Annotated in this window: 17 protein-coding genes; 4 read left to right on the top strand and 13 right to left on the bottom strand. The window is 37.6% G+C overall.

Annotation, left to right across the window (positions count from 1 at the left end; all coding sequences use genetic code 11):
* Positions 1 to 32 precede the first annotated feature (32 nt).
* Positions 33 to 467 (bottom strand): 3-hydroxyacyl-ACP dehydratase FabZ, encoded by a 435-nt coding sequence (fabZ, locus tag H3T55_RS04020; protein WP_087640754.1) that lies wholly within the window; start codon positions 465 to 467, stop codon positions 33 to 35.
* Positions 464 to 1,708 carry a beta-ketoacyl-ACP synthase II gene (gene fabF / locus H3T55_RS04015; RefSeq protein ID WP_087640753.1) on the bottom strand — a complete coding sequence of 415 codons (1,245 nt, stop codon included), beginning with the start codon at positions 1,706 to 1,708 and terminating at the stop codon, positions 464 to 466. Before fabF ends, fabZ begins: the two co-directional genes overlap by 4 nt.
* Positions 1,709 to 2,009: 301 nt before the next feature.
* Here fabF and fabI point away from each other — a divergent pair, with 301 nt between their 5' ends.
* Positions 2,010 to 2,762, top strand: a complete 753-nt coding sequence (gene fabI, locus H3T55_RS04010) for an enoyl-ACP reductase FabI (RefSeq protein ID WP_087640752.1) — start codon at positions 2,010 to 2,012, stop codon at positions 2,760 to 2,762.
* An 82-nt stretch (positions 2,763 to 2,844) separates the two neighbouring features.
* On the opposite strand, the gene H3T55_RS04005 is transcribed toward fabI, so the two are convergent.
* From H3T55_RS04005 to H3T55_RS03995, 4 genes are all read right to left on the bottom strand, one after another.
* Positions 2,845 to 3,927 (bottom strand): acyltransferase family protein, encoded by a 1,083-nt coding sequence (locus H3T55_RS04005; RefSeq protein ID WP_225533443.1) that lies wholly within the window; start codon positions 3,925 to 3,927, stop codon positions 2,845 to 2,847.
* Positions 3,928 to 4,129: 202 nt separating this feature from the next.
* Entirely contained in the window at positions 4,130 to 4,258 is a 129-nt protein-coding gene (locus H3T55_RS16600; RefSeq protein WP_263864643.1) for a hypothetical protein, read from the bottom strand.
* A gap of 99 nt (positions 4,259 to 4,357) precedes the next feature.
* A complete protein-coding gene (locus H3T55_RS04000; RefSeq protein ID WP_225533442.1) occupies positions 4,358 to 5,170 on the bottom strand; it encodes a helix-turn-helix transcriptional regulator in 813 nt (270 codons plus the stop codon).
* A 149-nt stretch (positions 5,171 to 5,319) separates the two neighbouring features.
* Entirely contained in the window at positions 5,320 to 6,867 is a 1,548-nt protein-coding gene (locus H3T55_RS03995) for an ABC-F family ATP-binding cassette domain-containing protein (RefSeq protein WP_225533441.1), read from the bottom strand.
* A 424-nt stretch (positions 6,868 to 7,291) separates the two neighbouring features.
* Between H3T55_RS03995 and H3T55_RS03990 the strand changes: the two genes are divergently transcribed.
* Positions 7,292 to 7,876, top strand: coding sequence for a DNA-binding protein (locus H3T55_RS03990; protein WP_225533440.1), 585 nt, complete (start codon positions 7,292 to 7,294; stop codon positions 7,874 to 7,876).
* Positions 7,877 to 8,444: 568 nt separating this feature from the next.
* On the opposite strand, the gene H3T55_RS03985 is transcribed toward H3T55_RS03990, so the two are convergent.
* The 3 genes from H3T55_RS03985 to H3T55_RS03975 all read right to left on the bottom strand — a co-directional run bounded on the left by H3T55_RS03985 (position 8,445) and on the right by H3T55_RS03975 (position 15,028).
* Positions 8,445 to 9,875: a helix-turn-helix domain-containing protein gene (locus tag H3T55_RS03985; protein WP_225533439.1), complete on the bottom strand. Its 1,431-nt coding sequence runs from the start codon at positions 9,873 to 9,875 to the stop codon at positions 8,445 to 8,447.
* Positions 9,876 to 10,475: a bacterial Ig-like domain-containing protein gene (locus H3T55_RS03980; RefSeq protein WP_225533438.1), complete on the bottom strand. Its 600-nt coding sequence runs from the start codon at positions 10,473 to 10,475 to the stop codon at positions 9,876 to 9,878.
* A gap of 89 nt (positions 10,476 to 10,564) precedes the next feature.
* Positions 10,565 to 15,028: a bacterial Ig-like domain-containing protein gene (locus tag H3T55_RS03975; protein WP_225533437.1), complete on the bottom strand. Its 4,464-nt coding sequence runs from the start codon at positions 15,026 to 15,028 to the stop codon at positions 10,565 to 10,567.
* Between the two features lie 310 nt (positions 15,029 to 15,338).
* Between H3T55_RS03975 and H3T55_RS03970 the strand changes: the two genes are divergently transcribed.
* Positions 15,339 to 16,010 carry a hypothetical protein gene (locus tag H3T55_RS03970; RefSeq protein ID WP_225533436.1) on the top strand — a complete coding sequence of 224 codons (672 nt, stop codon included), beginning with the start codon at positions 15,339 to 15,341 and terminating at the stop codon, positions 16,008 to 16,010.
* A complete protein-coding gene (locus tag H3T55_RS03965) occupies positions 16,010 to 16,870 on the top strand; it encodes a sce7725 family protein (protein ID WP_225533435.1) in 861 nt (286 codons plus the stop codon). The genes H3T55_RS03970 and H3T55_RS03965 overlap by 1 nt, the downstream gene beginning before the upstream one ends.
* A gap of 111 nt (positions 16,871 to 16,981) precedes the next feature.
* On the opposite strand, the gene H3T55_RS03960 is transcribed toward H3T55_RS03965, so the two are convergent.
* The 4 genes from H3T55_RS03960 to H3T55_RS03945 form a co-directional block, all read right to left on the bottom strand.
* Entirely contained in the window at positions 16,982 to 18,184 is a 1,203-nt protein-coding gene (locus H3T55_RS03960) for a DUF998 domain-containing protein (protein WP_225533434.1), read from the bottom strand.
* Between the two features lie 130 nt (positions 18,185 to 18,314).
* On the bottom strand, positions 18,315 to 19,427 hold the full coding sequence (wecB, locus tag H3T55_RS03955) for a non-hydrolyzing UDP-N-acetylglucosamine 2-epimerase (RefSeq protein WP_225533433.1): 1,113 nt from the start codon (positions 19,425 to 19,427) through the stop codon (positions 18,315 to 18,317).
* A gap of 56 nt (positions 19,428 to 19,483) precedes the next feature.
* Positions 19,484 to 19,843 carry a hypothetical protein gene (locus H3T55_RS03950; protein WP_225533432.1) on the bottom strand — a complete coding sequence of 120 codons (360 nt, stop codon included), beginning with the start codon at positions 19,841 to 19,843 and terminating at the stop codon, positions 19,484 to 19,486.
* Between the two features lie 774 nt (positions 19,844 to 20,617).
* Positions 20,618 to 21,862, bottom strand: coding sequence for a glycosyltransferase family 2 protein (locus H3T55_RS03945; RefSeq protein ID WP_225550100.1), 1,245 nt, complete (start codon positions 21,860 to 21,862; stop codon positions 20,618 to 20,620).
* Positions 21,863 to 22,058: the final 196 nt, after the last annotated feature.

The raw sequence follows: 22,058 nt of genomic DNA, 5'->3' as shown, positions 1-22,058 counted from the left end.
AAAACGAGTATCTTTTTCTACTACTTCGCTAATTATCTACCTACGATGAATGTCAATTCACATTCACAAACTTTTTTGTCCTCTACATATGCGGTCGCTTTTCCGATTCCTACATAATCTCTGATTTTCACGATTTCAAAGTGCAGCTTCAACACATCGCCCGGCACAACTTTTTGACGGAATTTTGCTTTATTGATTCCACCGATGTACGCTGTTTCACCTTGGAATTGTTCCATTTTTAGAATTAAGATCGATCCTACTTGTGCTAATGCTTCGATGATCAAAACACCTGGCATTGTTGGGTTACCAGGGAAATGTCCTTGGAAAAATTCTTCATTGATCGTCACATTTTTCGTTGCGATGATTTTTTTCTCTGGAATAATTTCATCCACATAATCGATAAAACAAATCGGGTAGCGATTTGGGATCATTTCCATAATTTCAGTTGCATTCATGATTCTTGTCATTGTTCGTCTTCCTCCCATTTCTTCATACAAATAACGCCATTATGTCCACCAAAGCCAAATGAATTACTGATAGCATATTCTGCTTGAACAGCGCGTGAACCATCTGTTAGGTAATCTAAATCACATTCCGGATCAGCTGTTTTGTATCCTGTTGTCGGATGAGCGATGCCTTCCTGCAAAGTTTTCACACAAGCGATTGCTTCGATTCCGCCAGCAGCTCCTAATAAGTGTCCTGTCATACTTTTTGTGCTGGAAATTGGAATATGATACGCTTTATCGCCAAAGACACGTTTGATAGCAGCCGTTTCTGCTGCATCATTTGCCGGTGTCGATGTTCCATGTGCGTTGATATAGCCTACAGATGACGCATCGATTTGAGCTTCTGCCAGTGCTAGTTCAATAGCATCAGCAGCGCCACTACCATCTTTCAATGGTGCTGTCATATGGCTGGCATCACAATTACTGCCATAGCCGACAACTTCACCTAAAATCACTGCTCCCCGTTTTTTTGCATGCTCCAGCTCTTCCAGCATCAACATACCCGCACCTTCACCCATGACAAAACCATGTCTTTCTTTATCAAACGGGATCGAAGCCCGCGCTGGATCATCTGTTGTATTCAACGCACTCAACGCCGCAAAACCAGCAATACCGATTTCACAAATCGTCGCTTCAGTTCCACCTGTGATCATGACATCAGCTAGGCCATATTTGATCGTACGGAATGCTTCACCGATTGCATTTGTTGCAGATGCACAAGCCGTTACGATCGTTTGTGAGGGGCCTTTTGCCCCTAATTTGATCGAAATATTTCCTGAAGCCATATTAGCGATGACCATTGGAACGAAAAACGGTGTTACTCTCTTTGCTCCTTTTTTGTCCATTACTCGAACCTGATCCTGCAAGGTCGTCATCCCGCCGATCCCGCTGCCGACGATTACGCCAAACCGCTTAGGATCGATTGAATCGTAAGTCAAGCCACTCATTTCCCATGCTTCCAAAGCTGCAACCAATCCATATTGAGAGAATAGGTCCATTCGTTTTTGCTCCTTGCGATCGAGCACGTTACTTGGATCAAACTCTTTCACTTCTCCAGCTAAAGCAACACCGGTATCCTCTGAATCAAATTTAGTGATTTTTCCGATCCCTAACTTGCCGTTGACTAGATTTTGCCAATATTCTTTGACCGTATTTCCTAAAGGAGTCACTGCTCCCATCCCTGTTATAACTACGCGCTTCATCTTGCACCTCCATCGATATTTTGATGTTCAAATTAAAAAAAACTTGCTTAACCAATACTTTTTTGTTTAAAATTAAGTAAAATAGTTTGACTTTCAAAGTATTTTAGTTAATAATTCAGACATCGATAAAATGTCTGTTTGGTTGTGATTATCAATTAGAGAATTATATTATCATTCTCACACAGATAATACCAGTTGCATTTTTATCCGTCAACCTAAATAAAATCAGATGTTGAGATTTTATTAAGTTGTTAAACTATTTTTCACACACTAAAATAATTATTAAAGGGGAAAAAACAATATGTTTCTAAAAGATAAGAAAGTCGTCGTAATGGGTGTCGCAAACAAAAAAAGTATTGCTTGGGGCTGTGCGAAAGCATTAAAAGAGCAAGGCGCCGACGTTATCTATACTTATCAAAACGAGCGCATGAAAAAACAACTACTAAAATTAGCAGAGCCAACTGATTTACTTGTAGAATGTGATGTTGCTTCTGATGAATCGATTGCGCAAGCATTCAAAACGATCCAAGAAAAATACGATAAAATCGACGGTTTAGTTCATGCTATCGCTTTTGCCAACAAAGAAGAACTAGATGGAAACGTCAGTGACATCAGTCGTTCCGGGTATTTATTGGCACAAGATATCAGCAGCTATTCATTATTAGCGGTGGCTCACTATGCAAAACCTATGCTAAATCCAGGCTCTGGCATCGTAACAATGACTTATTTAGGCTCTGAAAGAGCGATCCCAAATTATAATATGATGGGTATCGCTAAAGCTTCTTTAGAGACTGCTGTAAAATATTTAGCTTATGAATTTGCCGCAGATAAAATTCGTGTCAATGGGATTTCCGCTGGAGCAATCAAGACGCTAGCTGTAACAGGTGTCAAAGATTATGATCAGTTGATCAAGCTATCAGAAGACCGCACACCTGATAAAGCCGGCGTAACGATCGAAGAAGTAGGAAATACGTGTGCTTTTCTAGTCAGTGAACTTGCCGCTGGTATCGTAGGCGATATTATTTACGTTGATAAGGGCGTTCACCTCACTTAATTTTTCTCACTGCTTCTTCGCTCTTACATGGAAAAAGAGCACAGAATACCACTCAACAAGTGATTTCTCTGCTCTCTTTCTTTTATGCTACTAGAGTAAAGTGTGTTAATTTTATTCTGCGCCATAATTCAACATAAGCCATCGGCGGATATTCGATCATCGAAATGATCACAGAACTTAAAATATGCGTCATCACAAGCACAGTGATCAACTGCGCCCAATTATTGTTAAAAAATTCATGATTCTTTACAAGACTTCCCGCCCATAAAATACATAGAGGATGGATAAAGAAATAAAATTTTCCCAACTCCCGCAAGCGTCTGACATTTAACTGCTTGCTCACTTCAATGGATAAACTCTTCCAAAAAAGCAGTCCAGTAAATGGTATCAGGCTAAACAAAAAGTTCTTATCGATCCCAATATTTTGATAAACGACTACTCCTTCTGTCAGTAAAAGACAAGCGGCGATCAAAAGTAAGCGATCACTAAATTTCTCATACTTCACAAGCTTCTCTTTATAATCCCAGATAAAAAAGCCGATCGTAACAAAAATCAATGCGAAGAACAAGCCATTTCTTGTTGTGATAAATAGTTGTAAATACCGATCAAAAAAGGCTTTAAGCTGCCCGTTTCCAATATAGCCATAATACGTTTCCAATGAACCAAAACTATATAATAACCCTGCTAGAGCTAACAAAAATGGATAACCTACTCGTTTCACTAACCATTGAACCATAATAATGGCAAAAATAGCTGCTGGAATATACCAGAGATGGTAGTACGTTCCTGTATAAAAAAGTCCAACGATCAAAGCGACTGGATATAAACTAGGGCTAAGAGAATAGCTTTGCTGAATCCATATAAAGCCGATCGGCAAATAAATCAAGCTCCAAAATAAATAAGATTTTATCAGGGACCTCACATAACGCTTCGTATATCCCTTTGAGCTTGTTTGTCCTCTACGCACAAAGTAGCTGGTAGAGATCAAAAAGAAAGGAACAGCAATTCGACATAACACATTCTTGAATAAAAAATTCAGTTCTGGCTCTTGAAATACACGTTCACAATGAAAACAAATCACTAAGACCGCCGCAGCATATTTGATCACATCGATTCCAGCAGTCATTTCCCGTGTTTTTTTGATTGTCTGTTCGATCTTTTTCACCCCCACATCCTTTTTTTCGCTTCTTTCCTTAAGTATAGCAAAGCATTATTTACATTTTATCAGTACAAAGTCTGAATTTTCTCTGTATAAAAAGTCCTATATTAGAAAAAAACGTAGAGATGCGTATAAAGCATTCCTACGTTTTTTGATTTTTTCCGTTTTACAGATTTTCCTCAACAAAATGGACAGATGAGCAATTCCATTACTTTTGGTATACGCGTTCCTGATATTCATCAAGATTAAGCTGATACATTTTGAATGTTACTAGTCGATTTTTTGGCTGCCATGGTTCTTCATAGGAATACTGATAGGTCATTCCCAACCGTTTCATCACTTCACCACTGCGGGGATTATCAACGTCATGAGTTGCGGTTATATAAGGAATTCCATCTTTTCTAAGGTGTATTTTTTTTCATCTGATAATAGCCTTTCACTGCTGTTGTCCGTAAAATAGTGGAATGAGTGCTTCTTGTTCGCGTAATGCTTCAAACGCTGCTTGTTCATCCGCAAGTGCTAGAGCCGCTTCAAAGTCTTCCATCACTTGAATCTTTGTTGAAGAAAATGGTGGGTAATGATAGATAGCATGCGCTGCTTTCAATGAATTTACCCAGAAAAAATAAACGTTTTCCTCTGTTACTAAATCGATCAATGTCATGAAGTCACCGCCGAGATGGCGATAATATTTCGCAAAGTGGATAGTGATTTCTTTAATGTCCGTTATAGGAAACTCAGCGATTCGTTTTTCAACAGGTAGATTGACTAGTCCTTTAAAGCGTCCGATTTGGTCGATCGTAACTTCGCCTTTGCTCACACTGCAAAGACAATTAGCATTCCCCATCCATCTTGAAAAGGTCACCTCAGGATACATCGCTTCATCCAATTTTAGGAAGGTGTTGACTCGTTTTCCTTCTGTGAATAAAGAATCGATTTCCTTAGCATATGCACTGTAAAAAGCAGTTTTGTTTTGTTCGATATCTTTTGCCATTTTGGTCAGTTCCTTTCCTTTTCGTCCTTGAAACAATGACGTTAAGAATCCCGATTTTTTATAGCCGATCAAAACATCTACGCTCACATCAAAATATTCAGCTAATCGGATCACATTTTCTAAGTCAGGTAAACTTTTCCCTAACTCCCATTTTGAAATCGTCTGACGTGAAATCATTAAATGATCGGCTAAATCTTGTTGAGATAAATGACGTTTTTGACGAAATTTTTTGATTTGTTTACCTACGGCTAAGCTCACTATAAGCGCCCTCCTTTCTTTTGTCTATAAAATCTGATGCACCCTTTCGTTGCTTGTTTCCAGTATATAATAAACCCGTGTGCAACGGAACATTGCACACGGGTTTCATGCCGGTTTTACTTCGTTTAGTCTTGATTCTTGTATATGAGTTATTGCTGCAGCAGCTTTTGATCCTCCAATACAAAAATCTTATCAACGATCGGTGTATAGAATTGTTCATCATTTGAAACGAATAGAACGCTGCCTTTAAAATTCTTCAGTGCTGTTTGAAGTGCTTTTCTTGAATCCACATCTAAATGATTTGTCGGCTCATCTAGTATCAGAAAATTGCTTGGCTGCATTGTTAGATCACACAGTTTTACTTTAGACTGTTCACCACCGCTCAACATGTAAAGATTTTTATCCGCAAGCTCGCGTTTGATCCCGCACTTTGCAAGTTCTCTGCGGACATCCTCATAAGTGAGTCTAGTATATTTATTCGCCAACGTTTCGATCGGTGTCCATTCCGTATTTTCCCATTCGATTTCCTGTGAATGATACCCAACTTTTATTTGAGGAGAAAAATGACTTTGACCAGCTAGTGCAGGGAGTTGACCTAATAGAGTTTTAAGCAACGCTGTTTTCCCTAATCCATCAGCCCCTGTGATCACAAGTTTTTCTCCTTTTTTCACCTGTAGGTCAAACGCTGAAAGCAATTGTTTATCATATCCGATAACTAGTCCTTCAATAGTTAAAGCATTCGGAGAGCTTTGCGGTGCACTTTTAAAGGTGAAATTAGCTGGTATTGTTTTTTCAGGCTCTTTCAATCGATCCATCCGCTCTAAATGCTTTCTTCTGCCCTGAGCCATTTTAGTTTTGATCCCAGCAATATTTTTTTGGATAAAGGCTTCCGTCTCCTTGATTTTTCTTTGTTGGGCATCAAATTGACTTTGATAGGCCTCTGTAAAATGAGCTTTTTGTTTTAAAAAACCAGTATAATCACTATGATATTTTTTGATTTCTCCAAAATCAATATCACAAATGCATGTAGCTATTTTGCTAAGAAATTCTGTATCATGAGAAACGATGATAAACGCATTTTCAAAAGCTTTCATATAGTCTGTCAGCCAATCGATGTGTTCCTGATCCAAATAGTTAGTCGGTTCGTCTAAAATCAAAACAGATGGTTTTTCCAAAAGAAGTTTAGCAAGTATTACTTTGATTTTATCTCCGCGACTTAATGCAGCTAACTGCTTTGCAGCTTCTCCATTACTGATTCCAAGTCCTGTGATCGCTTTACTGATCTCATTTTCAACTTCGTAAAAACCACTGGTTTCCAGTCTTTCCTGATAAGCTGCCGCGCGTTCCAGTAATTGATCCTCTCCAGTTTCTCCGTATGTCTCATATAATTTAAGCATTTCTTTTTCCGTTTTATAAAGCTCCTGATAGGCAGAACTTAAAAATTCGTGGATCGTCAAGGTTTCGTCCATATTCGCATATTGATCAAGATAGCCTAGAGTCGCATTGGGATTCCATAAAACGGTCCCTTCGTCAGGTAAAACACTGCCCAAAAGAATCTTCAATAAGGTACTTTTCCCAGCACCATTTTTTCCAACGATTCCCATATGTTCACCGCTTTGCAAGGTAAATGAGCTATTTTCATATAATTGTTTATCTGGTACAGCATAGGTTAAATCTGTTACTTGTAATAATTCCATTATTTTTTCCTCTTTCTTGTCATTTTTACTAAAGAACATACAAAAAAGACCCAAAGACAGAAATGTCCTGGGTCTTTTAATCTATATATTCTTCAGTAAATGTGTACACTAAAAATAGAATGACAACTGAACCATTTTTTCAAAAAAAGGCCGCGGCAAACAATTTATAGCTATACAAAATTTACTGATGAATATGAAAAGCACTGCTTGCTTTTCGATTAAGCTCCATACAACACTTCATCAAAATAAGTTGTAGGGAGCAAAGAGTTGATATATATAAAACGTACATGTGTAACACCTTCCTCAGAAGATACTCTACCATTTTGAAAAAAAATAGTCAACTGGCGTTGGGAGCTGTTTGATTTGATACGATTGCATTTCACAAGCAATCAATCTAAACTAAAGAAAAAGGGAGGTCATAACTTTGACAATACTGCCAAAAATCGGAAAACCAGCCACGAATGCACTTTCTTCTGCCGGCATCACCCGTTTAGAACAACTTAGTCAATTCGATAAAAAGTCGCTTTTAAGCATGCATGGTGTTGGACCTAAAGCCATCACACTTTTAGAAAAAGCCTTAGCTGAACATGGATTAGCATTTGCACCAATAACAGTCGATACAGATCAGTCGAAAGATATTACCGTACTGTGCCAGCTAAATTGTGATAATTCACCAAAAAGGCGGATGATCCGAGATTTCTTGATCGCTGCTGTTGCTGAAAAGCCAAAAACTCTCTCTTTACTCCTCGATCAACAGTTTTGCTTTGTTTTACCTGGGAGTATAACGTTGACTGGCATTGAGTCCTTTATTGACTACACTCAAAAAAGACATGAACCCATTCGCACACTTGAAATCCAATCTATCGTAACTCACGGAAAAGAAGGCGCTGCTCATGGTGTGCTCTCGACAAAAAACAACCAAAAAATTTATTTTGCTGTAATGGTTCTCTTTAGCAGTAATCAAAAAAAGGCGCTTATCACTCAAACCATTGCTTACTTTATCAGATAATTTTTTCAAAAATAATCATATACAACGAAGCCATCTGTTGAAAAGTAGTGCCTACTTCCCAACACATCAGGAACCGTCTAGGTATCGATGCTTGTACTATCATTAAAAGCCTACTCATAATGAACAGTTCTTCGCAAAAAAATAGATACCTTTTACAGATATTTCAGTGGTAAGATCAATTAACACATATTCAAGCACATATAAAATACAGAGCTAAAAGGGACAGAAGTGTTCAACTCCGAGAACCAAGTAGGTACTGTGTGATATCAACTCGTTCCTCGTTGTGTTTTACAGCAATGTCAGCTTATTTCCGAAGTCTTCAACTCTTAATGCTTTAGCACTTAGAATTTTGCTAGCTTCACTTTGTTCTTGCAACAATAGTGAAACTGTATGCGTTAGCTGATGTGATCGAAGCGAAGGCCTTTAACTCTAGCATGTTTCATGCGTAGAAGTTAATGAGATCGAAACGAAGTGTAGTGTAGTAGTTACTTCTGCTTCCACTGTTTATTCGTTTAAAAAAGGACTGGGACGTAACTCGTAGAGTTATGTCCCAGTCCTTTATTTCCGCTTACTCATTCCTTCGTTTCATTACTTGCAAGTTCTTATTGATCGCTACGATCTCATTGCCAAAATTCCGCCAGTCACTAGCTCTTGGCGGAGCCAGCCAAATCAGTTTTCTTGCCGAAAAAGCTGTATTAAGCAAATAATCGGAAACGATCAAATCCGTATCAGGACGGACTGTTGAATGGAATTGAATGTTGAATGAATCGAATATTTTGATTTGCTCTTTGATAAACTGGTTGTATTTTTCTCCTTGCGTAAAATTCACATGTACATTGATTGGATGTTTTTCATTTTCTTTATCGTATTGCTGAGAAACCACAAGCAGCAAATTGAAGAACAAAGATTTTTTGCTGAATCGAAATTCCTTTTCAGGTAGTTGGCAAATAAACTGGCGACATCGTTCAAAAATCACTGGGTAACGCTCATGAAAAAAATCAAGATCCATTACACGTAAAGTAATATCGATCAAAGGAGTGATCAGCAGATGTCGATAAAGAATACGGTTCACTTCTGCACAGAAGTTTGGCTCTAAACCCTTCAACATCGGAAACCCTTGAAATACTTTTTTCAACTGGACGAGATATGTTTTTACTGCGGGCTGATCTAAGTCACAAAATTCTTTTCGATAAATAGACAAGTTGCTCAAGATGCCCGTCACTTCGATCTCAAGCTCTTTTTTCGTTCCACTGATCGTTTGCTTTGTCCAATGATCGATGATTTGGCAACTCTGATTTTTTTGACTAGCTAGCGGTTCCAAATCATTCGTTGATAAAAAATAACGTCGCTTTCTCTTGATCCGTTCTAACATGATCAATAAATAATGTCGAAACAAATAAAATGAATTGATTTCCTCACAGGTCGTTTTAAGCTTTGCAAAAAGATCATTGACCGCTAAGATATCCAACTGACTATATAACTCGTCTGAATCCTTATAAATTCTATAATAAAGCATCGTAAAATACTGACGTATGTGCAGTTCATTTCCAACTAGCTGAAAATTTTTTGATAGCTTTATATCATATTGCTCAAGTTCTTTTCTAATACGATCCACGATCTTATAGACGAGCGTTCGGCTCATCCCGTGCTCTTCACCGTATTTTTTGATAGAAGTGAACTGGTGAAAAAAGATCGTTTTTAAAAGTGTAAACTCTAGCGAATGTTTCAAATAGTATTCTTCAACAATACTTGACGATATTTTGACACTTTGGAAAAGTATGATTTCATTGTTTTGCTCGATGACTTCCATCGCTTCTATTAATCCAAATCTTTTCAGATCTTCATTGATCTCCAGCATGCTGCGTTCTAGAAGATACTGAGAAATACCCAGTCGTTCACATAAACGATCCTTTCGTTCTGAAAAGGAATATTGTTGTTCTAACAGGCGAAGAATTGCCAGCTTTAAATTTGCGCGATCATCTAATAACAAGAAATCCATTTACTCTCTCCTTGTTCCATACAAAAGTGTACCCGATAAAAAGCTTAGCATGCTTCCAAAACTTGTAAAGACTGACAAGTCTGCTCCACCTGAAATACTAACCTTTTTCGGGGACGATTCTTTTTTTAACAGCTCATCGTTGAGCATTATTTTTACTTTATCATCATTTGGGGAATGATCGATCATCATTTTCTCTTGGTGTGAAAAGTCAGGCAGCTCTTGGACAACTACCTTTGCTATCGAATGATACGTGCCGTATGAGAATTTTACAAAATAAACACCAGCACGCTGCAGATCCACGTTATTTTTGATCGTAACTTTTTCAAGCGCTAAAGGTTCACCCGCTTTATCCTTCAAAAAAACGATATTATCTTCAGGCGACCATTTACCACCTAGTGTCACAACAACATCTTTTACGTTTAGTTCTGTTTGATTTGGTTTGACTTCGATCGTTACTGTTTTGATTTGTCCATCCACTTCATAGCTCATTTTATATTTGCCTGAAGTGGTGGCTTCAGCACCATAAAAAGTCTCAACCTTCGCTAATAGTGCTGCCGAAACAAGTAAGGCTGTTCCAAGTATGAGTGTTCTATTTTTCACTTATGGCACAGCCTCCTTAAAGCTTACTATACGCTAATTATCGATTGCGTGAAAAAATCTTGATTCCTCTTTTAGTTCGCATTTTACAGTCAATCTGGTCTTTTTCTTTTGAAGATGATTGTTCCCAGTATACCAGCAAAAAGAATCATACTGAGTCCTAATGGATAGAATGATCGATTAAGTGTTTCACCTGTTTTAGGATAGGTGTTTTGACGATTTTGCGTTTGATTTTGTTTTGATTTTTCTTGTTTGACCGGCGTTTTTTCTCGTACGGTGATTTTTGCTTTTGCTATCAACTGTTTATCAGTTGCGTCATCAGCATTTGAAACTGACCTTTCACTTGTTTGCGTTTCTGTTTTTGAATCGGCCTTTGTTGTGTACGTTACAGTTGTTTCACCTTTCTTTTTGGTATCGACTGTTCCAATAACGTTGACTTTATCAAAGGAAATCGCTCTACCTTCTCTATCTGTTGCTGATACAAAATTATCACTTGCCTGCCACGAATCACCTACATAAATCGTTGAATCTTTCACAACTAAAGTAGACAGGTCTTCTTTCACAGTGATTTTTGCGATTGCTTTTTGTGTTTCAAAGCTATATGTCACTTCGTAAATACCCGCTTTTGTTGTATCAACGGCTCCAAGAACATCCATCTCCTGCAACGGAATCGTCACGCCTTTTCCATTTGTCGCTGAGATAAAGTTATCAGCTGCCTGCCATGAATCCCCCACATAAATCGTCGAATCTTTCACTGCTAATGTCGCCTGATCTGTTACCACAAAAACGGTAATAGTTGTTTCCTTTGCACCATTTTGATACGTTACATCATAGGCACCTGGTGTTGTCGTATCAACCGTTCCTTTAGTCGTTATTTGATCGATGCTTAGTGCTTTTCCTGTCCGATCGGTAGCACTTAAAAAGTTATCAGCAGCTTGCCAAGACGTACCGACATAAATCGTTGAGTTTTTAGCATCAATACTTGTTTGATCTGCTAGAACAGTGATTTTTGCCGTTTGGGTTAAGCTTGGTGTGCTGTAAGTAACATCATAGACACCTGCTTTATTCGTATCCACCATTCCGGATACCTCTATTTCTTGAAATGGTATTTCTTTCCCTGCTTCATCTGTTGCTGAGATGAAGTTATCGGCTGCCTGCCATGAATCGCCCACATAGATCGTTGAATCTTTCACCTTTAATGTTGCTTGTTCTGCAATCACTGAAATAATAGCGACTGCTTCTTTTCCTTTATTTTTATACGTTACTTCATACTTTCCAACTGTACTAGTATCAACTGTTCCTGTAACGACAATTTGTTCAAAGTCGACGGGTGAGCCATTACTATCTACCGCACTAACAAAATTATCGATTGGCTCCCACGAAGCTCCTACTGAAATCGTTGAGTCTTTGACTTCTATGTCTGTTTGATCGATTTTCTCTTTTAGCGGAATATCAAATCGGTTCGACTCTTTTAGTAATTTGATCGTTTTCCCATTAAGGTACTCTTCAGCAATCGTATAACCTTCTGGAACCTTTGTCGCTTTTAGTGTATAGTCGCCTGACATAATACCATCAAAAGTGTACATAGCATTTTCATCAGTACGAAACTCTGATTGATTGCCAGTAACATTGTCTGTTAATTCAAATTGAACATCAGGAACATTTTCATCTGGCTGCATTTCTTTGAATGTATGGAAACTTGCTTTCGTTAAAAAGACAACGCCTTCTGCATCACCATCAGAAAATTTCAACACTACAGGAGCAGTCTCAACGGTTCTGCGTGTTTCAGCCATTTGCTGCAAGTTATCCGATTTTATGATTGTTTGAGTGGAGATTTGTCCAGCGTTTTTCGAGATCGTATTGAATGTGATCGTGATATCTTTCGTCAAAGTATAATCAGTAAAAATAAGTTGGACACCAGTATTTGTTGATTCAACCTTGTATGCATCGCTCGGTACACCCTCTACCGAAATCGAATGTAGATCGATCGCTGCATTTGTTGTTCCTTTGGTGGTAATATCAAAGGTTGGGTTTTTGACTTTCCTTGTCTGATCATCAATATTTTTTGTTTTCACTTCATTTTTTGTAACATTTTTCAATGTATCATGACTTGTTTGCGTTGCGGATAAAATTTCTGTTCCTTCATTTTTCACAGACACCGTCGCAGACATCAGTTGATTATTGTATAAAGGCTCAATTGTGCTGCCTGTCACATTGATCGTGTTTGTGTCGATCCAACCATTCGCATATTGATAGTCGATGATATAGCGTTTGGAGGTCTTACCGAAATCAAATGTATACGTGTTATTGCTTTCATCAAATTCGATTTCTGGATAAGCCTCATCCTTCGTAGATAAAGGTCGATCTGAATATTGCCCGCGATCCCAGTACTGTGGATAGATCGACTCTACTTGATCATTCGATACATCATAAATGGAATAGACAACATCTGCTCCAACAGGAACTTTAGTTGTGACGATCAAAGAGTCAAAGGAATCATTTCTAGCATTGACCAAAAATTGATTTTTACTTGCTTGAAGCGTTCGCTCTGAATAGATTTTCCGATTGGTCTTAACTGTCGTGTGTACTGTTTCAAGCCCAGTTGCACCTAAACTTACTGGAATCGTATCTATCGGGATCGCAACATTTTTGGCTAAGCTGTCTGGAACATAATTAAAACCCAAATCAAAATTGAGGACACGCGTGATCGGTGTTGTAAATTTGACTACTGAACCAGTTGCTGTTTTCTCCACTGTATAATCGATATTTAAATGATAATAAGGAAAGATTTCCTTAGGTGCTCTTAATTGCAAATACTCCGGATGTTCAACATCGATAACTAAATTTTCGATCGGTTCACTTTGACTGCCTTGAATGCCCACAGTCGTACCACTCATATAGGCGCCATTTCCATCAAAATTTCCCCAAGCTGTTTCAGCATTATTAGGATTGATAATCGATAAGGGTTGAACAAACTGATCTGACATCAGCATGATTTCTTTATTCGCTGCTACAACAGGCGTACTGATCGCTAAGTCGATATCCTTTTGTTCAAAAGGAATTTTTAGTGTGCTTGCCTCAATCGTCAAGACACTTTCCTTGGTTGCGGTCAAAACTAAGCGATTGTTTTCTTTGCGTACATCAAAAAAATCATTGATCGATACCGGCTGATAATCAGCTGTTCTGGCTGAAATCTTGTACTCCCCAATATTTTGCCCATTTTTACTTTCTAAGACGATTTGTTGACCTACCTTTGTTTTCGTAGGTAAGTTGTAGATATAAACATAGTAATCTTCTTTCGCATAAAAATTAGCTCCCTGTAGCTGACCTAAAGTGCCTTCTTTGACCATCTTTTGGCTTGTACTTGATTTTGCAGTAAATTCAAAGCCACCTCTGACTGCATTCGTTTGCTGTAAGCGAACGGAGCCTAATTTGGTGGTTGGATACTGGTTGTAAAAACTATAACTGTAATTCGACACACTTTCCAATGCTAGGTCACGTACAATAACTAAAGCATACGCTTTTTGCTGATCCATATTCGAGATCGTAACGCTCGTTTGGTATAGATCATCTGCCCCAATTGTATACTCTATATCTTTTTGCAGTAATTGTTTCGTTTCTGGAAGGACCGTTCCGTCGACTGCCACATCATAAGAATAAACCTGCAGCGGTTCTTGTGAAGAATTTGTAAAAACGGCGCCCGGTGTATCTGTCATTGATAATTCTAGTGTTTGACTGCCGGATAGCGTTCGGTCTAAGTTATAATAAACAGTCCCGGCTAATCCATAGTTGTTATGACTTTGTTCATAACTAATCGGCGAAACGTTTTCATATAAGTCAAAAACATAATGATTCTTTATCTGTCCAGGTGTTTCTACTGTGACTAACGGATTTTGTGCTGAGAAAACATAGCTTTTTAAATCTAAATTGAATTGTGTATCCGTAACTCTTTGTTCAAATGTGATCGATAACGTTTTATTTTGCGCGTCTACTGACCATTTAGCCCCTACATTTGCGACTTCACCACTAACATCCGAATATCCTAGTCCTTCCGGCAAGCCGACTTTATAAATAGATCCTGGTGCGTAATCTTTATCTTCAACGACAAAATTCAATTTGGCAGTGACAGGAGTTGTATTCAATACTCGATTTGGCTGAGTTTGGCTATATTCATTCCCGTCCATATCTGTCACAGTCATCCCAGTCAAAATCTCATCTTCAATTTGTTTTGCTTCATAAGTTTCAGCAACTCTACTTTTATTTACGATATCTTCTGGCTGTTCTGTTTCTAGAGTTGTTGCCGAAGGCTTCTCTTCTGGTAAGATTGGTTTCGGCTCAACAGGATTTGTACCATCTACAGTCTCTGTTAAAGACTGTTCTGTGTTTTTCTCAGTAAGTCCATCGAGATCACTAGACTCAGTTGTATCATCTGACTGATCGTTTTGAACAGATATTTCCGTTTGCTCTTTTGTTACGGCTAAAACCGGCAGTGCAGGTCCAACACTTTGTGTGAATAATAGAACAAGCATAAATAGGTGCAGTGTACGTTTTTTCATTGATAAATACTCCTTCTCTTAAATGGATATATACTTATCATATCCTCTCCTATCTTTTTTTATGATTATTTTTTTATATTTTAACGAAAATAAAAAACACATAAAATCACATTTATAGCAAAAAACTAGTGTACAAGCGATAAAACATAGCTACCAATTGTACCCCTCTTATTTTTATATAAAAAAAATCGTTATTTTATTTAAAATATCAAAAATAAAAATCAATCTTGATTTTCAAAAAAGTGAATAAAACACTTTAAATAAACGAACATATGTTTTATAGTAGTAGAAAAGTACTAAAGGAGCACCCATGAAAACATCTTTAACCATTCAAATGGAGGAAACCTTATATTATTATTGCCGGGAAAACGGTGATGTCGTCGTAGAAGAGGTGACTATGCCTGATGATCAAGGAATCGTCGATACCCTTAGCTGCCGCCTTTCATCAGATAAACAATTCGAATGGCGTTGCTACGAGTTAAAAGCAAGCAAGGCAGACTTTCGTTCAAAAGCAAAGCTGTCCTTTATCGGTCACTACAACTATTTCGTCTTGCCAGAAGCACTTTTTGAAAAAGTCAAAACAGAGATTCCAAAATCGATCGGAGCAATGGTTTATCATCCATATAGTTCCGCTGAAGAACAGGTACTTCCAGGATATTTTACAATTGAAAAAAAGCCGCAAAGACAAGAACTTCTTGTGACCGAACAAGAACTACTCTTCCGTCTGATCACAGCACAGGCGAGAGAAGTCGGCAAAGCGAAACAGACCGCTAGAGGGCTTCGCGTTTTCTCAACTGATCAATTATACAAAGAGCTGAAAAAAAGGCAACCCGATTATGATCTTTTTGGCGGGAGAATAAATTTTTATGATCGTTTTTCAGAGGATATTTCTAATCAGGCAATTGAAGCATTAAAAGAAGAATTAGAGGCAACTCGAGCGGCTTATTTTCAATTAGAGCAGCGTCTACTGGAGGAACGATGATGTATTATCCTTATTTTCGTGGCAAACAATTTGATCTACTTGCTCTGACAACTCTTTTGATCGATCAACGACTCTCAAAAAAAATTGTGCCGATCATCGATCCAGTCAAAAATTCGGCAACTTTAAAAAAATTTTTGGTAGAAATCCAAAAAAAGAAGCATCCGTTTTTTATCGTTCAGAATCCTCAAGCTGGTGATTTTTTAACACTAACAGGTGCGGAGTATTTGGATACCCTTTCTGCACCTAAAGCTTCAATTATCGACCAGCCAATCGAGACATTTCAACATAGTTCTGAGTTGTTCATCGCCGAGCGAGCAGCGCCTATCCTTGAAAGTGACTGGCAAAATAATCAGATTCCCGTCTTGATTCCAGAAGAATTCCGGCTGCTGCAAAAAATTCAGGGACCCAAGATTCTTTCTCAAGATGTTTATACCCGTCTACCTCGATCAGAATTTTACCAAGAATGCCCAGATGAATTATTTTCGACCACTCACTTGACCTTCCGTAAAAGAGGATTTGACGGTTTTAGTGACTTTTCAATCGACAGTCGAATTTACTATGAACAAAGTTATCCGTCAAAATATTTAAGTTTGCATTTGGTTTATTTTGAAAAAGAAGTGCTGAGGATTCACCACTTTCTATCGACTAATGAAGAGCTTTCTCAAAAAGAACAATTTTTTGACCTCATGGAGCAACTGCTTTGTTGGAAAGAACAATTATGCGGCGGAGAGACAACGTTGGGATTCACACTGCTTCTTGACGCTTTTTCTGCAGAAAAATTTCCTGGAATGGGCGTTATGCGGAAAGCAGCGGTGATGCACCATATGGAGCTGATGTCCCGCTACTTGGAAAGAGTCTGAGATAAAAGCTGCTTAAAAATGAGCGATTAACAAAAAAAGAACCATACACTTTTTTGTATGGTTCTTTTTTTGGCTAAATTGTTGAAGGCTCTGACTTTTGGGCACCGCTTATTAAGAAGTAGAATCCTCAGATAACTTTTCTGTTTGCCGCTTGATTTTGATAGTAAAGATATTGTTGCTATTTCTGACCATTTTCTGTAGATTTTGAAGGAGCAATACGATCCAACTGAATGCGATCATAAATGCTAATAACTCAAAAGCCGTAAGTGATAGATAATGCATCCCTTGAAACAATACACAGACAACTACTAAGACAGCTACGATCAAATAAGAAAATGTAAGAAATTCTTTTGAGACGCTTGGCAGCAGCCACTTGATACCGATAATCAAAATGATGATCAAATACACAAGATAGCCCGCTACCTGATTATGAACCCCTTGGAAAGGACCTGTTTCAGTATACGGAAATAATCCTACTGCGCCAAGATCCAAAGCAGTCAATGTCAAAAGAATTCGTAAAATAGTTAGACGCTTGCTATGGGGAATCGCTTTTTGTAGTTCAACAAATAATGTATCGATCAAAGCGACCATCAATAGCGCTGAAAACATCAAGGTAACATTAAACTGCCAACGCTTTGTTGCTTCCATTGTTCCTAAAAAGCTAAAATTATACTGCCACCATTGATGATCACGATTCGTGATCATCGCAAGCAGCACCCCGCCAACAATTACAAAAATCAGCAGATTGGTTAGTTTAGAAAGAGTAATAGACAAAGCGGAATAGATCATAAAGTAGTTGACCATCCCGACAAAAACTAGAAAAATCATCGTTGCCGTATATTTATCAAAGGTAGCACCAATAAAAACCAGTCCGATCACTTTGAAAAAAACCAATAATGAAAATACTAGAATAACAATAAAAGATAATAAAATTGCTGGAAAATTACGCCAATAGATATTCTTAGATTTTGTCGCGACCTGATTCCGTTTACCTTTTATAAAAAATACTAAAAAGCTGATCACACCACTTGCTACACCTAGGGAAAGAATAAAGTTTGCAATAGAATAAGGGCCAACTAATGCAATTTGAGTCGTATTTGAAATAAAGAAATAAATAAAAAAGAGCAGACTTGTAATTAGCGTTGGGATCAAAAACCAACGAAGCGAAATCGTTTGATTTCCTGCCGCTTTTACCGTCGGCTCGATCAAAATTTTTTGTTCGTCGATTCTCAATGTTACATCTGACTCTTCTTGTAATTGAAATTCTTTGACTACTTTTTCAGGTAAAGTAATACTAAATCGTTCTTCTTCCATGCTGTTTCCTCCATCAATCACACTATAATAGGTTTCATCATTATTATAGTGTCCTCAAGGATAAAAGCAATCAAAATGAATGCTAGACTGTGAAACTTTTATACTGCTCTCATTCCATTTTTTATCTGAGCTAAATTTTACGCTTTAAAATATTGATGATCCTCTCTGCTCCCCGCTTATCCCCATAAGGATTGAGCACTTCCGTCATTTTTTGATATTCAAACGGATGATCAAGCAAAAATTGTAATTCCCTTCTGACATCTGCAGTACTTGTTCCAATCAGTTTTGAAGCGCCTAATTTAATACCTTCCGGCCGTTCTGTTATATCTCGTAAAACAAGAACTGGTACGCCAAGTGTAGGGGCAACCTCCTGAATGGTACCGGAATCTGTGATAATGATATACGCATTGGCCATCAAATAATAATGAAACTTAACTTCCAGCGGAGTAAATAAATGAACATTGTCTATAGTTGCAAAATAATACTTGGCTCTTTCTTGTGCAAAGGAATCAAGAGGCAGTGGAAAAATGACTTCCAGCAGTTCACTATATTGTTCTGCAATCTGTCTGATTCCTTTAAATGTCCGTTCCATAGGCTTTCCTAAATTTTCTTTTTCATCCATTGTGAATAGAAGAATTTTTTTTCCCTTGATTTTTATATTTTCTACGATCGGATGATGAAAGTCAGTTGGACTCTGTTGTTCTGCTAAAGCAGCGGCAGTATTGCCCGTAATAAAAATCGCTGAATCTTCATGATTTTCTAAAAGTAAATTGTAGCGATTCATGTCCGTTGACACAAAATAAAAATCGGCCAAAACATCTGTCAACTGGCGATTGATTTCTTCTGGAAACGGCATATACTTTTGCCAAGTTCTAAGGCCGGCGCCAACATGTCCTACTCTGATCTTATGATAGAAAGTTGCTAAACTCATGGCCATCGTTGTTGTCGTTTCACCGTTGATCAACAGGACATCCGGTTGCTCTTTTATCAAAATCGGCGCGAACTTGGACAAAACAGTTGAAACATTTTGCATACGTGTTTCATCATCTTCGATCAATAGCTCATACTTAGGAACTACAGAAAAATAGTCCATTATCTGTTTCAACTCTTCTTTTGGCGAACTAGCTGTAATAACAACAGATAAAAAGTCTTCTGGGTATTTTTTCATCTCGCTGACTATAGGCAGCAGTTTTAGTGCTTCTGCTTTTGTACTGAAAGCAACCATTACTTTTAATTTTACCATCCTACTCTCTCCTCTAGACTTTCTATTCTACAAAGAAACAGAAATGCATTACTTTTTCACTTTTTATTTGGCGGAGCATGACCGTGGAAAAAAACTTCCATGTTATTGATACATTTTTCTAGCTGCTTCAAAGATTTGCTTAGCTTCGTTTTTCCACCCTGAACTTCCTTCGCCTCAAATAACAATTGTCGGTCAACTAAAGTAAAATCAAGCGATTGGAATAGAATATTTTCCTCTTCAGTCTGTTTATTAAACTTGCAGGGTTGAATAAACAGACTTATTTGAAAATACATTAGCCCACCCAATAAAATCATTAATAAAGCAGTAAATACTAGACTTTTCACCATCTGATCAACAAATCGGTTTCTTTTGAAAAAAGTGATGATAGAACGTAGAATCCGCTTCATTAAAATCATCTATTATCATTCTCCTTTTGAATGTTTTTACATGAATGACTATCGACGTTCCTACAGCATTTTCTGTTTAGCACAAAACAAGTAGACTGGATATCGTCTATAAAAAGAAAAATTCTAAATCAGCAAAGTAATTATCACTTAAATTCTATCAAATTCAGCCCAGTCACATTCATCAAAAATGGTAAAAATAAGTGCATTATATTCGTTATAATCACCTTAGCATGTTAATCACATGTTGCTTTCATACTAGATCTTAGATACAAAAAGACAGCCGATCTGAAAACGGCTGTCTTTTTGTTTTATGATTGTATCCATCTTTTATGTTTATTAGAAATAATTTTTTCTCTATAGCTTTCATAGCTTGACTGATCTGAAAAAATGATCAAGGCTTATTCTTTCATCAATCACATGCTGTGCTTGTAAAGAATCAATGACAGCAGATAAAGAGTCGCCATTCTTTGAAAAATGAAGTAAATCTGCTTGATAGTCAAGTAAACAAATGAATAGTAGACTCAAAATTGTTGCGAATATGATATCTTTGAGGATTCTATAAAAAATTGATTTATTTTTATAGAATAATATACTTAATCCAACGACCATAAATAGTAAAAGCACTCATTTTTCCTCTCTCTATTCAAAACGCTTTGTACATCATTCAAAAATACTAGTTACTTTACCTTCATACCGTCAAAAAGAAAAAGACTAAAACGACTGTGATCGTACCGATAAAAAGTACGTTCAACTTATTCTTTGGGGAAGAAATAGCTCTCATAATTACCACTCCTTTTCTAATGACTCATCTACATTCATTGTGTGTACAGTTTTTTTCCAATTATTCTGTGGTCTGAACCATGTACAAAAGCCGACAACTTGTGCAAGCATATAGGTTACAGAATTCCAAATGAAACCGACAACTAATCTGAAAAGAAGCTGACATTTAGCCAGTAACGTCTTTTTCTGTTTGAAATAAGGTTTAGCTTCTTGAAAAAAATAGGTACATGGAATGATCAAAAAATTAAAACATTCGATCGTCAACCAGAAATAAAGCAGTGATAACAAATGGGGAAGATAGCCGATCAAACGGTGATCGATACATACTGCTAATCCTATAAACAAGAAGGCAACTGGCCGAACCATGGAGTATGAATAAAACAGTGTTTCTATTTTGCTCAATAACTCTGTCAGGGAAGCCGATTTTACGATCGTTCCAAGTTGCTTCAGTGTTGTCGAAAAAGCTACAAACCAATGACCTTGCGCCCAACGTGTACGCTGAGTGTGGCTTGCCTTAAACGAATTAGGTTTTTCATCATAAACAACGGCAAAATGATTCCAACCGCTGCGTCTGCCAGCCATCGACAATTCTACCTGTAATTCAAAATCTTCTGTATAACTTCGAGGATTCCAGCCTCTTTCTGCTAGATAGTCTGTGTCCAAAACAAAACCAGTCCCGCCGATCGCTGCATTCCAGCCTAAACGATAATTCGCATACTGCACTGCTCTATTGGTTATAAAGTAAACAGCAGCATAGCCCGATGCGGTCAATGAAGTGGCTACATTTTTGATGCCAAGATATCCTTGGATCACGGAAAACTCTGGATGTGCCGTTAATTGGCTGTTCATTTCTCTTAAAAAATTTCTACTGACAATATTGTCTGCATCGATGAAAGCCATATGATCATACTTTCTCCAATGACCTGTCTCAATGTATTTTGCAATTGCATGCGGCTTCCCTCTCGGCTCATCTGCTGCGGATTGATTTTCGAGAAGTCCTACATTGCCGTAAGCTTTGACGATATCCGCCGTTTGATCTGTACAATTGTCAGCGATGATCACAATATCAAATAATTCTTTGGCGTAATTTTGCTGCAACATACTTTCGATCGTTTGCGCGATCACAGCTTCTTCATTATGGGCAGGAACAACAAAAACAAATTTTTTCTGATCTGATACGATCGGATAATCTCTTTTAGGTTTTCTTAATCCAAAAAAGGACAAGCAGGTAAAGTAAATCAAGTTCATAAAAACAATGAACACTAAAACGAGACACACCCATTTTAACGGTAAAAATAGGTAATTGGGTAAAGTAAACATGGTTGCTCCTTTCTGTTTTAAACTCGTTTGACAGCTTACTATCAATCGATGGTTCGATTGTTTACTGATCACTATGAACGTGAATTGGGACAGCTTCTTTCACTGCATTAGTGCAATGTCTTTG

Origin of the sequence: Enterococcus sp. S22(2020), from assembly GCF_020295385.1 — a bacterium.
Lineage (GTDB): Bacteria > Bacillota > Bacilli > Lactobacillales > Enterococcaceae > Enterococcus_L > Enterococcus_L dunnyi.
This window is presented reverse-complemented; position numbering and strand designations above follow the sequence as displayed.

Excerpts from the sequence above, each read along its gene's own strand:
- fabZ (WP_087640754.1), bottom strand. The coding sequence starts at position 467 with ATGACAAGAATCATGAATGCAACTGAAATTATGGAAATGATCCCAAAT.
- fabF (WP_087640753.1), bottom strand. The coding sequence starts at position 1,708 with ATGAAGCGCGTAGTTATAACAGGGATGGGAGCAGTGACTCCTTTAGGA.
- fabI (WP_087640752.1), top strand. The coding sequence starts at position 2,010 with ATGTTTCTAAAAGATAAGAAAGTCGTCGTAATGGGTGTCGCAAACAAA.
- H3T55_RS16600 (WP_263864643.1), bottom strand. The coding sequence starts at position 4,258 with ATGAAACGGTTGGGAATGACCTATCAGTATTCCTATGAAGAACCATGG.
- H3T55_RS03995 (WP_225533441.1), bottom strand. The coding sequence starts at position 6,867 with ATGGAATTATTACAAGTAACAGATTTAACCTATGCTGTACCAGATAAA.
- H3T55_RS03985 (WP_225533439.1), bottom strand. The coding sequence starts at position 9,875 with ATGGATTTCTTGTTATTAGATGATCGCGCAAATTTAAAGCTGGCAATT.
- H3T55_RS03975 (WP_225533437.1), bottom strand. The coding sequence starts at position 15,028 with ATGAAAAAACGTACACTGCACCTATTTATGCTTGTTCTATTATTCACA.
- H3T55_RS03970 (WP_225533436.1), top strand. The coding sequence starts at position 15,339 with ATGAAAACATCTTTAACCATTCAAATGGAGGAAACCTTATATTATTAT.
- H3T55_RS03965 (WP_225533435.1), top strand. The coding sequence starts at position 16,010 with ATGTATTATCCTTATTTTCGTGGCAAACAATTTGATCTACTTGCTCTG.
- H3T55_RS03960 (WP_225533434.1), bottom strand. The coding sequence starts at position 18,184 with ATGGAAGAAGAACGATTTAGTATTACTTTACCTGAAAAAGTAGTCAAA.
- wecB (WP_225533433.1), bottom strand. The coding sequence starts at position 19,427 with ATGGTAAAATTAAAAGTAATGGTTGCTTTCAGTACAAAAGCAGAAGCA.
- H3T55_RS03950 (WP_225533432.1), bottom strand. The coding sequence starts at position 19,843 with ATGATTTTAATGAAGCGGATTCTACGTTCTATCATCACTTTTTTCAAA.
- H3T55_RS03945 (WP_225550100.1), bottom strand. The coding sequence starts at position 21,862 with ATGAACTTGATTTACTTTACCTGCTTGTCCTTTTTTGGATTAAGAAAA.